General features: G+C 35.4%; 10 protein-coding genes. All 10 read right to left on the bottom strand.

Annotation, left to right across the window (positions count from 1 at the left end):
- Positions 1-241: 241 nt before the first annotated feature.
- Positions 242-334: a hypothetical protein gene (locus ACFQ3N_RS03200; protein ID WP_390359785.1), complete on the bottom strand. Its 93-nt coding sequence runs from the start codon at positions 332-334 to the stop codon at positions 242-244.
- A gap of 37 nt (positions 335-371) precedes the next feature.
- Complete coding sequence (locus ACFQ3N_RS03195) at positions 372-1,514, bottom strand: M20 family metallopeptidase (protein ID WP_390359472.1); 1,143 nt, start codon at positions 1,512-1,514, stop codon at positions 372-374.
- A gap of 10 nt (positions 1,515-1,524) precedes the next feature.
- Complete coding sequence (locus ACFQ3N_RS03190) at positions 1,525-2,322, bottom strand: SDR family NAD(P)-dependent oxidoreductase (protein ID WP_390359470.1); 798 nt, start codon at positions 2,320-2,322, stop codon at positions 1,525-1,527.
- A gap of 124 nt (positions 2,323-2,446) precedes the next feature.
- Positions 2,447-3,802: an amidase gene (locus tag ACFQ3N_RS03185; protein WP_390359468.1), complete on the bottom strand. Its 1,356-nt coding sequence runs from the start codon at positions 3,800-3,802 to the stop codon at positions 2,447-2,449.
- Between the two features lie 76 nt (positions 3,803-3,878).
- Positions 3,879-4,997 carry a CapA family protein gene (locus tag ACFQ3N_RS03180; RefSeq protein ID WP_390359466.1) on the bottom strand — a complete coding sequence of 373 codons (1,119 nt, stop codon included), beginning with the start codon at positions 4,995-4,997 and terminating at the stop codon, positions 3,879-3,881.
- 198 nt (positions 4,998-5,195) lie between these two features.
- On the bottom strand, positions 5,196-6,560 hold the full coding sequence (locus ACFQ3N_RS03175) for an amidase (RefSeq protein ID WP_390359464.1): 1,365 nt from the start codon (positions 6,558-6,560) through the stop codon (positions 5,196-5,198).
- 35 nt (positions 6,561-6,595) lie between these two features.
- Positions 6,596-8,047 (bottom strand): sodium:solute symporter family protein, encoded by a 1,452-nt coding sequence (locus tag ACFQ3N_RS03170; protein WP_390359462.1) that lies wholly within the window; start codon positions 8,045-8,047, stop codon positions 6,596-6,598.
- A 1,039-nt stretch (positions 8,048-9,086) separates the two neighbouring features.
- A complete protein-coding gene (locus tag ACFQ3N_RS03165) occupies positions 9,087-10,499 on the bottom strand; it encodes a hypothetical protein (RefSeq protein WP_390359460.1) in 1,413 nt (470 codons plus the stop codon).
- Between the two features lie 865 nt (positions 10,500-11,364).
- Positions 11,365-12,108: a hypothetical protein gene (locus ACFQ3N_RS03160; protein WP_390359458.1), complete on the bottom strand. Its 744-nt coding sequence runs from the start codon at positions 12,106-12,108 to the stop codon at positions 11,365-11,367.
- Positions 12,109-12,267: 159 nt separating this feature from the next.
- Positions 12,268-12,441, bottom strand: a complete 174-nt coding sequence (locus tag ACFQ3N_RS03155) for a hypothetical protein (protein WP_390359456.1) — start codon at positions 12,439-12,441, stop codon at positions 12,268-12,270.
- Positions 12,442-12,540: the final 99 nt, after the last annotated feature.

The raw sequence follows: 12,540 nt of genomic DNA, 5'->3' as shown, positions 1-12,540 counted from the left end.
TTAGTGTTTTTTAAGCTAATTAGAAATGTATTATATCTCATTAAAGCTTAGACTGTTTAAAAATTTACAAACCCCAAAAGTACAACGGAATTTTATTTAAGTTTTGGCCTAACCTGACTTGTTGCTTCTCTATTATTTTATGAATTTACAGACAATAACACTACATCCACCCACGCAGAAACCGGAACATTAAAACTGTTTTGATCTTATTTTATAGTCAGCCCTTTCTCTTGCATAGTAATTACATGAGTGCAGTATCAACAAATTCAACATACTCTCCTGCTTTTTTAAGAAAGGCGCCAATTACTCCACAAATTGCACCAGCGCCTACTATAGTTTAATTCACTTAGGCATACACTTTCCTACTATTTTTAATTAAATGATAGTTCTCGAATTAAGAGAGCTAGCAAGGTACTACGAGTTGACATTTCCGAAATTACAAGGTGCTCATGTTCAGCGTGTGCACCATCTCCAACAGCCCCTAAACCATCTAAAGTTGGAGCAAGAGGTGCTGAGAAATTACCATCACTTCCACCACCTGTTTCTTTCTCGGTTAAATTGTAGTTCATGTGGTTTTTCGCTAGTTTCTTAGCTATCTGAAATAATTGATGAACATCCTCTGTCTTTTCAAGTGGAGGTCGATTAATCCCACCAGACACTGATAAAGAAGTACCATCTACTTGAGTCTTCAAACCTTTAATTAAGGGTTCGACTCGATCGAATTCTTCCTTGGTCTTAACTCTCAAATCAATATCTGCATTCGCTTCAGCGGCAATTACATTTGAGGTTGTTCCACCATTGACGACACCGACATTAACAGTTGTTCCAGTTTCAAAGTCTGATAAATTATGAAGATATAGCGTTTGGTGAGCTAATTCTTCTATTGCACTACGGCCACTATAAGGATCTAATCCTGAATGAGAAGGTTTGCCTTTAACCTGTAATTGAAAAATGCCAACACCTTTTCTAGAAGTTTTAAGCGAACCGGTTGTTGACATTCCTGGCTCTAAAACCAGAACGAATTTACTTTTCTTCGCCTCATCTTCAATTAACGTTTGAGAAGTAGGGCTCCCAACTTCTTCGTCTGAAGTAAACAAGAAAACAACCTTACAACCTACTTCTTCTTTTAATTCTGATAATGCTTTAAGAGCGTATAAACCTTGAGTAATACCTCCTTTCATATCAAATACCCCTGGCCCATATACTTTACCCTCTTTAATTTCAAAAGGCTTCCTTTCTATTGTTTGTTCAGGCCAAACTGTGTCAAAGTGTGTAAGTATAAGAATCTGTGTGTCACCTTGTCCCCATTCAGCACGATAGTGGTCTCCATACGTTTTATTAGTAATTTTGATAACTGAACCGCCCACCAGTTCTTCAAATAGTTTTGAGAGTTCAAAACCTAGTGCATCATTCAGTGATTTACTATTTGACGGGGATTCCATCTCCACTAAAAAACGAAGTGTTTGTAGCATACTTTGCTCACGGTCTTTTATGAATGAATAGATATTGTTCATTTTACTCCCCCTATTTATTTTTGTTTTTAAAAAACCTACCAGCAGAATAACCGCCATCAATAAATAACGTCTGACCCGTAGCGTACATGGAACTATCTGATGCAAAGAACAAAACACCACTAGCAATTTCTTCAGTTAGTGCAGTGCGACCCATTGGGCAATATGACAGCTTCTCTACATGTTCTTGTTTAGCCTTCTCCGTCGAAAGCGTGTTTAATAGTGTATCAGTTTCGACTAATCCTGGGCCTAGAGCATTAATACGTATCCCATATTCAGCCCACTCTAACGCCAGAACTTGCGTCATCATTTTTACACCCGATTTTGAAGCACAATAATGTGCTACACCTGGTCGAGCTACTTCGCTAGCAGTAGAAGTAATATTTATAATACTTCCACCTGTGTCTTGTTTCACCATTTGTTTCGCCACATTCTGACACAAGAAAAAATAACCTTTTAAATTTAGATCAAACAACTGATCCCATTCGTCCTCGGTGATATCTAATGCTGGTGTAGATGGATAAATACCTGCACAATTCACTAATATATCAACTGTTCCTAATTTGTGAACTGATTCCTCTACTACTTCTTTATAGCTACTACTCTTACTTAAATCGGCAGTAAACGTATATACACTAACTTTACTATTAATTGCTTCTAAATCTTTTTTGGTATCGACTAACTTCTTCTGATTAATATCAACAAGAATTACAGATGCCTCAGCATCAACAAAAGCTTGTGCTATTCCTTTTCCTATCCCCGAACCAGCTCCTGTTATAATCGCAGATTTCCCCTTCAATTGATTGGTCATTTCCCCTTCCACCATCCTAAAAAATATCATTCTACTAAAAATTGTTTTGAGTACGAATTGTTATTTTCACCAATCCGTTTCTAAAACTGTAAAAATATCCATTTTCATTCTACCTGAATGGTTATTACAGTTTTGGTTTATTATATCCTCCCGTTGCCACCTGAAAGGCATTTGCAACTTGATAGACAACTCCTTCATCATGATGTTTGCCAACAATTTGTAGGCCAACCGGCATATTTTCTGATGTGTTTCCAGCAGAAATTGATAATGCAGGATTTCCACTCATATTAAAAGGGATGGTTCTTTGTGAAATATCAATATCTCCATCTTTAAAGGATGGATCTTTTTCGGTTGCCGGATAGGGTACTGTCGGACAAAGTAAAATGTCCACTTGATTAAATGCCTCATATATAGATGCCGTAAAACTATTCTTTATTTGCAAAGATTCTAAATAACTTAAAGCAGAAACATTATAGCCCTCTTTTAAATTTTTATAGGTTCCTTCAGCGTAATCACTTGTTCTATCTTCCCATTTTGTATGATAAGAAGTAGCTTCTGCTAAAAGTATTGGCATTGCAGCTCGCTCAATTATTTCAATACCAGGAATACTGACATCTATTACATCAGCGCCTAAATCTTTAATTCGTAATATAGCTTTATCAATTAGTTGTTTCACCTCTGTATGATGGATAGAATCTGTTAATGACCGAACTACCCCCACTCTAACGCCATTAAGTGTATTGCTAAAAATCGATTCATAGTTAAATTTTTTAGACGTGATATGTTCTAAAACTATAACATTATCACGAACAGTTCTAGTCATCGGCCCTACATGATCTAGTGAATTAGATAATGGAAACACACCTTCTCTTGGTACAGCATTATAGGTTGGCTTTAAACCAACAATCCCACAGAAAGACGATGGTACTCTTATCGATCCACCTGTATCCGTTCCAATGGATGCAAATCCAATTCCCGCTGCTACAGACGACGCAGATCCCGAACTTGATCCTCCTGCAGTATGATTAATATCCCAAGGATTATTACACTGACCATAATCAGGGTGTACTGATCCATAAGCAAATTCAAGCATATTATTTTTCCCTACTACGATGGCACCTGCTTTTAAAAAAGCATCATACACATGAGAATTTTTATTTGGAACATAATCCCTCATAATTCTAGAACCTAACGATGTCCGTATTCCCTTGGTGTCAAAAATATCCTTTAAAGATACAGGAATCCCATATAGTTTCCCAACTTCCTTATTTTTCAGAAATGCATCTTCGGCTTTTTTTGCCTGACTTAATGCCTCTTCTGAAAGAACTGTAATAAATGCATTTAACTTAGGCTCTAATGTATTCAATCGTTCTATAGTAGCTTTTGTAATTTCATATGGTGAAACTTCCTTATTCCTGTACAATTGACCAATCTCTTCTATTGACTTAAACAATAATTCATCCAATTTCTTTTCAGACATGAATAATCCCTCCCTCTAATTTTAAAATATCAATTGTACTATCCTAATTAGATATTTCACTTTTTCACCTATAATTTTATTTCCTAGTGTTTTTCCAGACAAGATTATTTTCTTCAATAACCGTTGATGTCCCACGTAAATTTGTAAATTCATGTAATCGATTTGCTATTTCGAAGGATTTTTCTTTATTTGTTACTATAGCTTCACCAATATCACTTAATATTGCTGGTTGAACCTTTACCATCTCAATTTCAAGCCTCCCCTTAGCAGGGAGTAACTTTATATCGGCTATACTAGTTTGTCGATTTTCCGGCAGGCTTGGTGGAAATTGAATAGTACTTGAAGACACATCCAAACCTACCTTCGAATATTCGTAATGTGAAATGTAGTTTCCGAGACTATAAAAAACAGGTACTTCTTTTTCGTGTTTACCTATAAATGATTCCATACCATATGGAGCGTGTGCATGATGCCCAAGAATTAAATCTGCACCTGCTTTTGCAGCACGCTGAGCCAATATTGGCTGATATTCTGCGATTAATCCCTGGTAAGGGGTACACCATTGAGGTGGGACTCCCCAATGTAAAGCCAATATCACAAAATCTACTTCTTGATAAGCCTTTTCTATAACTTTATCAAGTAATGATAAATCTTCTTCAAAAGGTAGGGATTTAATCCATGGAGCTGTTCCTGGCTGTTCTAAATCAAGGCTTGGTTCTAGCTCATAAGAAGATTTAACTCTAACTCCTGCTATACCAGGCCTCGTTTTCATTGCTTGGAATCCTGGGGCAAGTGTTGTAGCCCAAGATAGAAAAGCAATTCTATGATTTCCAACATTCAGAAGTGCGGGTTGTATAGCTTCATCAATATCTCTACCTCCTCCTGAATGTTTTACACCAATTCTGTCCAACTCTTTTTGTGTCTGATACAGTCCCTCGCTTCCCCAATCCATTGTGTGATTATTTGCTATAGACACTGCAGTTGGATTCAAATCTTTTAACCATTCGCCAGCCTCAACTCTCTGGTGTAAACGAAATTGCTTATCTGCAGGAGGGCCAAACTTCCCCACCAAGGGCGATTCTAAGTTTCCAATGCGAACGTCTGCGGAGTCCCATAAATTCCTATCTAAATCCTCACTTATTTTCTGTGAAAGAGTAATATCACCTACAGCAGCAATATGAATAGGTTTTGCCATTTCTTACACCTCCATGAGTTTTTAAATTAAACGAAGAAAGTTGTTCTAAAATAATATTTTCCTAATATTCCCTCAATATTAATATATCCTGCTTATAACTAACTTTTTAAATAGTGCCATTATTTCTAACCTTAAATTTCTCTCATAATTAATAAGGAAATTCTTTGTTATGAACACTCAAAAAATTTTTTAGTCCTATCAATAAATTAGTGGATGTCTGTATCCTCCTGAATTTAATTGAAAAGCATCTGCAACTCGATAAAGGGTAGATTCATCATAGTGTCGTCCGATGAACTGAAGTCCCACCGGTAAGTTTTCAGACGGTGTAAGTCCTGCTGGAACAGTTATAGCTGGATTACCAGAAATATTAAACGGCATTGTCCTTTGAAGATAATCGTAAGTAGTATCCTCAAAGGAAGGGTCATTCTTCGTTGCTGGACTAGGAGATGTCGGACTCACCAATACGTCAAAATTTTCGAATAGATCAACTAACTTTTCCCTAAACTCCTTTTTCTTTTCAACAGCTTCTAAATACGTAACTGCTGAAACGCTAAATCCTTCTTTTAAAACAATCTGAGTTCCTTCAGCATAATCTTCAGCCCATTTTGGATACCAATCCCTATGATGGTAGGAACCTTCTGACATTAAAATTGGAAATCCTATATCGTTAAAAGTTTCAATCCCTGGTATTTTAACATCAACTACATTTCCACCTAATTCTGTAAGTTTTTCTACAGCTGAAGCTACTAGTTCTTCAACTTCTGAATGCGTGTTAGAATCAATAAATGAACGAATAACACCTATTTTCATCCCTTTAATAGATTCAGTAAATACTGAATCATAGTTAATTTGATTAGTAGAAATGCCTTCTAACACAATTGCATTATCACGAACTGTTCTAGTTATCGGTCCAATGTGATCCAAAGAATGAGATAGATTGAACAGCCCCCTACGAGACACTGTTTCATATGTGGGCTTTAAACCTACAACACCACAAAATGATGATGGCAGTCGAATTGATCCCCCTGTATCCGTTCCAATGGAAGCAAAGCCAATTCCCGCTGCAATAGAAGACGCAGATCCCGAACTTGATCCTCCTGCAGTTCGATTAATATCCCATGGATTATTACACTGTCCATATTCAGGGTGTACTGATCCATAAGCAAATTCAAGCATATTATTTTTCCCAACTATGATAGCACCCGCTTTTGAAAAAGCATCATAAACATGGGAATTTTCTGTTGGAACATAATCCTTCATAATTTTAGAACCGAGTGATGTGCGTATTCCTTTAGTATCAAAAATATCCTTAAGTGATACAGGAATCCCATATAGTTTCCCAACTTCCACACCTTTGACGAAAGTATCTTCAGCTTTTTTTGCCTGAATTAATGCTTCTTCTGAGAGAACTGTAATAAATGCATTTAACTTAGGCTCTAATGTATTCAATCGTTCTATAGTAGCTTTTGTAATTTCGTATGGTGAAACTTCTTTTTTCCTGTACAATTGACCGATCTCTTCTATTGACTTAAATAATAATTCATCCATTTCCTTTCCAGACATGAATAATCCCTCCCCTTGGGTATATATCCTTTAAATTAATTAGCAATGGTTTCTTTAGATTTAGTAACTTCAACATCTTTAAAGAATGGTGAAAGAGCCTCATTGGAAACTGGCTTTGTCAACAAACTAACAAAAAGCATTCCACACAAGCTGACAGGTATACTAATATATACAGCATCAATACCAAATGGATTTCCAATAGCTAGCCAAATACTAGCAATTCCTATTCCACCTACCATGGATGTGATTGCCCCAGGCGCTGTTGCACGTTTCCAGCATAAACCTAGCAAAATTGAAACAGCGAACGATGAACCTATTAGAGCCGCAGCATTAATCCAAATTTGTTGGATAAGCGGAACAGGATTTAGAGCAAATGGAATTGGTATAATCCCCATTACTAAAACTGCAATCCTTGTAATCTTCAATTGTTGCTGTTCTGTTAGCTCTTTCTTCATTACTTTATTAATAATGTCGTGAGATATTCCACTACTTAACATTAGTAAGATTGCACTTACTGTGGATTGAATCGCAGCTAAGATTGCGGCAAGTAATAATCCACCCAAAACTGGTGGTAATAACTGCATTGCAATAGTTGGACTAGCTAAATCCGGAGTTGCAAGGCCAGGAAAAATAACTCGAGCACTTACACCAAGAACCGCAACAGATATAGCTATGATAGCTTGAAATATAAACGCTAACCCAACTGCTCTTCTGATTGTTTTATTGTCCTTTAAAGAGTAAAATCTAATAGCGATAATTGGGTAACCAATCATCATAATAAAGAAGGAAATACCTACAGCTAATAAAGTACTTGTTGGCATACCATTAGACACTAATCCTGGATCAATGTTTGATAGTGCTGTATTTAGAGCCGTAAACCCCCCTGCATTCGACACGGCGAATGGTACTGCAATTGCAAATCCTACTGTAAATATAATCATCTGTAGTAGATCAGTATATGCAATTGCAAATAAACCACCCATCACTGTATACAAAATAAATACAGATGCAATAATTAATACTCCAGCAGTTTCAGGGACATTAAAAACTACATTTAACAAATAGGACCCCCCTACTAATTCTGCTACTATGGTCATTCCAAAACAAACCATTAGTATTATGACAGAAATAACTCGCAGGGAGTTACTCTCATAACGAGTTCCTAGAAGGTCTGGTATAGTTAATGCTTTGTGTGAATTAAAAAACGCTTTCATTTTTGGTGCAATATAAAGAGACATGATCACCCAAGAAGCCCAAATCCCAAGCCAAATCCACGCAAAATTATATCCAACTTGATAGTGAAATCCAACAGTCCCTATTGCTGTACCAGCACTCATTTGTGTCGCAGCCAGCGTCGCCCCACCAACCCATACACCTAATTTACCACCAGCAGCTAAATAATCTGTGTTATTATAAATTTTAGATTTCATATAATATCCAATTCCAATTACAACAAGCATATATAGAACTAAAACTGAAATCACCATAATTATTTCTCCTCCCTTTTATTAATAATTTCTATTACTAAGAAATAAACACCTATAAAAATTGCCATGGTAGCTCCAATCATCCAGTTTGATAATGCAACTCCAAAAAAATCCATCTAATCCCTCCTAGTAAATTAATATTTAGAAAACCAATCCTAAATAATTTCACTAACCATTATTAATTCTAAATATACTGGGGTCGTTCACAATCCCTCCCTGCTTTTAAACAGCAACTTTTTTTCGTTGGTCTAAATTATATATCCCTCCTTTAATAAACCTCACTATAACTAATGCACTTTTCATGCCAATAAATTAAAATAAGGAAATAACCACTGTTAATAGTACTTTTTTATTCTTTCAGAACATTTAGGTTTAATTAGGGTCTAGCTAAGTTATCCAATTCGTAGCCTTAAATACGTGTTTTTATTAGAACTAATCGTTACATAAAAAAGTTGTAGTTACTAAAAAAAGAGGATAAGTTATTCCCTAAAAAGATTAAATTAATTTTGCCAAAAATATCGCTCACTACCCATAAATTGAATTTTATCTTCTTAAGTTGAATTTGGAAAATATGTAACCAAATTTTATCAAGAGTAAGAATTAAAGTTCTCCAAAATAAATTATAGAATTGGTAAAAGGGATTTATATAAAAATTGCAGTGGGGATCCAGACAAATATCTTTATAGCTTCCTTATACGACGAACAGTTTCGTAAAAGAAGATTAGGTAGTTAATAGCATTTAGATTTAATCTTCGTTACCATTATTGGGGTGGCTAGATAGAAGGTTATTCTGAATTTAAAATGGGAGATAGTATAATTAGTAAATAGAATATATATCGCCATTAAAAAATGCACACGGAAATGCTTCCATGCGCATAAGAAGAATTCAAGTCTATACTTGATGGAGATTTGACTCTAAAATAAAGATAGAATTGAAAATGTGATAAGGTTAATTAAAGGGTTTCCCGAAGCATCTTATCTAATCTAGTCTATTCAACATTGGATGAGATTTTTACTCAGGAAGCCAGAGTAGATTATCCTACCAGACTTGCACCATCACCTGTACATAAATCTGCACAACAATATAAAACACAATCGCGTACTTGTAGTTAAATTGTACGCCGTTTTTAAATAGCCCTAACCCGTTGGATGCACTCAACACAATGACAGGCATGATTACCGGTGATAAAAGTATGGATATAACACTACCAGATGTAATGGCCAGAACAATCAACTCAGGCGGAAACGGTAATGCTATATTTCCTAGTAACCCTGCTACCAATACCATTACAGTAAGTGGACCTAATCCTAAGAACCCTAGAAGAATAACGATAAACGGTAGCAAATACAAAAAGTTTATAAGCGGAAAAATTTCCTGTATATAATACACACCATCTATAACGATGGTAGCAAACCCCGTTTGGTTCAACCCAAAGATCAGCACACCTGCTGCTAGTAAAACACTTAGCTGGTATGACTGCTTTGTCATATCCTCGGCAACATATCTTTTTGCTTCAAACATGAGCTTTTTTGTTCTTTTTTTCACGAGATAATAAACACCAGTCCAAATGATAACTACAATAGGAATAATCATCATTAGATTCACGCCAAAGATAGCGTGCAATAGAAATATGGATCCAAATAACGAAACAAACAGCAGCAGAAACTCCTGTACTTTTTTCTTCATTTCTTCCTTATCTGAATAGCTACGCAGAACAGTATCAATTTCCGTTTGGATAGCAGCTGTTAGATTGACTCCGTATTTTTTCTCCTGAAAATAAGAAAATATAACTGCAATAACAGTTCCTATTACAGCAATTCCAAACCCTTGTAGTATCGCGATCCACAACGTGGCACCCATCGTTTCAACAGCAAAAATAAAACTCGGAATACTAATTACCCATAACGTCGACAGGGCAAAAGCACGTAGCAACGCTGTACCTTTAAAATTTTCCCACGCTTCTCCCTTTTGATTTTTCAAAATGACCGTAATGAACTTATGCATCATTGGTATCGAACCAAAAAGCAAGAAGTAAGAAATAATCTGTGTAAATGATACAATCCCAAAATAAAATTTACGACTTGTATCAATTCCTCTGTGTGCAAAAGCCATAATTTCTTCAATATAAGGTTCGTCCCGCAATACCCAACTGATCATGGGAACGATAATTAGTAACCCGATGATACTGCGCATTTGCAGAAAACCATCGAACATGCCACTCACAACAGAACCATCAGATACAGTTAAAACCGTTACACCAACAAGAAATAAAAAGAGAGGTAATTTAAATTGGCTAACCTTAAACATCATTGCCGCAAACAATAACATAAGGATGCCACTGATCGAAAGTAAAATTAATAACATTTCCACTTCATAAAAATAGGTAAAAAAGTGAAGAAGTGCATAGAAAGAAATAGATAGCCGCAGACCCCATTTAATGAAACGTTTCATAACATGTAATCCCCTTAAAATTGAAATACCTATCATAAACTATAAATTAATTTATGATAAAAAGCGATAAACATTACTATAGACGAACTATTCGCAATAACATAAATCTACCAACACAGAATTAACGGGTTCACTTGTGAGGTGCAAAACAGTGATTAACAGTAAAAAAATGGCTTAGGGAGATGTCCAAGCCATTTTTCTTTCTTTAAACCAAAGTTGAATGAAAACCACTGCATAATCATTCTTTTCACGGACTCAGTGGATCTTATTTCCTATAATTATGTATAGTTATCGCTATTGTCGGACTCAGAGGACCTTATTTATAACAATTTCAGGTGTAATAGCAGTTTTTTCATTGAATAAGATCCCCTGAGTCCACCCAACCTCACATATCACGGTTTTTGACACAAATAAGTGCACTGGAGTCCGCTTAAAATTTGTTCGTCTATTATCTTCCCCGTTTACACAAGCAGTGATAGCTCTACTTGAACAACCCTGTCTAAGCATCTAATTTCTCCTGTTTGTTTTTTCGTTAAACATAACAACAAACTGGTTTACCTATTCTTCGCAAAGCATTTGCTGTAGATAAAATCGACCACTTATCTGTCTGCTTCCAATCTTCCACATTATAATAATATTCAAAAAATTAACTATATAGTAAAAGTATAACAGAACATGCCCAAATTGCGCTCCCTTCAACAAAGTCCACCAAAACCCAGGAAGTGACAGGCACCCCATAACGAAAAAACTGCTAGAACCAATGCATGAAGTATCATGCTCACCAGTTCTAACAGTTCTTTAATCCCGTTCGAAAAAAAACTAAGCCTGCAAGTTCAGCGTAACTCTTGCTGACAGTTGTGTATTACTACTGTTTAAGTTTGAAAATTTCCTTTTCTAAAAACTGTATCTTTTCCGAAACAAAGTCAATTTCATATCTTGCTACAATATTTTTATCCAACTTTTCATTCATATTGTCCAATTTATTGAACAATGTTTTGATCGCAGTTGCTGTTTGTGAAGTAAGCAAATCCACTTTCCCTTCTAGACCGCTAAACCGTTCATCCATAACATCAAATCTTCTATCTATACTTTGGAACTTTTCATCCATAACACCTAATCTATTATCTATACTTTGAAACTTTTCATCGGTAACATTAAACCTACTATCTATACCTTGGAACTTTTCATCCATAACATCTAATCTACTATCTATAGCTTGAAACTTTTCATCCATAACGTCAAACCTATTATCTACACCTTGAAACTTTTCATCCATAACGTCAAACCTACTATCTATACCTTGAAACTTCTCATCCATAATATCTAATCTATTATCTATACCTTTGAACTTTTCATCGATAACATCAAACCTACTATCTATACCTTGGAACTTCTCATCGATAACATTAAACCTACTATTTATATCTTGAAACTTTTCATCCATAACATCAAATCTACTATCTATACCTTGAAACCTTTTATCAATACTATCAAAGCGCTCTTCGTTTCTATATAATTGATCTTTTACAATCTTGAACTCATTTCTAAATTCCTCTTGAAATTCACTTTGTTGCTTTAAAATTGTATTAATGATTTTATTATCCTCCATGCGTTTCACTCTCCTTTTTTAATTATAAATCATTATAAGAATCCCTACTAGATATATAATAAATTATTTTAAAAAAAGAGTCGAAACAGTAAAAATGAATTGTTTTTGTACTATTAGCCATGAAAGTATAATTTTCTTCTAGAGTTAAATTGAAAAGTATTAGGAAGGAAGATGTATAAAATTGAATATTGTTACTTCTGGCACTGTTATATCACATAATTGAGCTACTCGTCCCAAACCATTTGTTGCAGCATCAATAAGGTTTGCACCAGTACCAACAAAGGAGATCTGATACGAATTTTCCAATTTCTCGATTCCCCATTCCGATTTCAAGGTGTAAACTTCACCCCCTTAGAAAACTTGGCTTATCGCCAAGCCTTAATGGCGGAAGCCTTAGTTGCACTTATGCAGATGAGAAAGTTTTATGCTTTC

It is taken from the genome of Virgibacillus byunsanensis, assembly GCF_042675965.1.
GTDB lineage: Bacteria > Bacillota > Bacilli > Bacillales > Amphibacillaceae > Virgibacillus_R > Virgibacillus_R byunsanensis.
The sequence above is the reverse complement of the archived record's forward strand: the minus strand, read 5'-3'. Positions and strand labels throughout refer to the sequence as shown.

Excerpts from the sequence above, each read along its gene's own strand:
- ACFQ3N_RS03195 (WP_390359472.1), bottom strand. The coding sequence starts at position 1,514 with ATGAACAATATCTATTCATTCATAAAAGACCGTGAGCAAAGTATGCTA.
- ACFQ3N_RS03190 (WP_390359470.1), bottom strand. The coding sequence starts at position 2,322 with ATGACCAATCAATTGAAGGGGAAATCTGCGATTATAACAGGAGCTGGT.
- ACFQ3N_RS03185 (WP_390359468.1), bottom strand. The coding sequence starts at position 3,802 with ATGTCTGAAAAGAAATTGGATGAATTATTGTTTAAGTCAATAGAAGAG.
- ACFQ3N_RS03180 (WP_390359466.1), bottom strand. The coding sequence starts at position 4,997 with ATGGCAAAACCTATTCATATTGCTGCTGTAGGTGATATTACTCTTTCA.
- ACFQ3N_RS03175 (WP_390359464.1), bottom strand. The coding sequence starts at position 6,560 with ATGTCTGGAAAGGAAATGGATGAATTATTATTTAAGTCAATAGAAGAG.
- ACFQ3N_RS03170 (WP_390359462.1), bottom strand. The coding sequence starts at position 8,047 with ATGGTGATTTCAGTTTTAGTTCTATATATGCTTGTTGTAATTGGAATT.
- ACFQ3N_RS03165 (WP_390359460.1), bottom strand. The coding sequence starts at position 10,499 with ATGAAACGTTTCATTAAATGGGGTCTGCGGCTATCTATTTCTTTCTAT.
- ACFQ3N_RS03160 (WP_390359458.1), bottom strand. The coding sequence starts at position 12,108 with ATGGAGGATAATAAAATCATTAATACAATTTTAAAGCAACAAAGTGAA.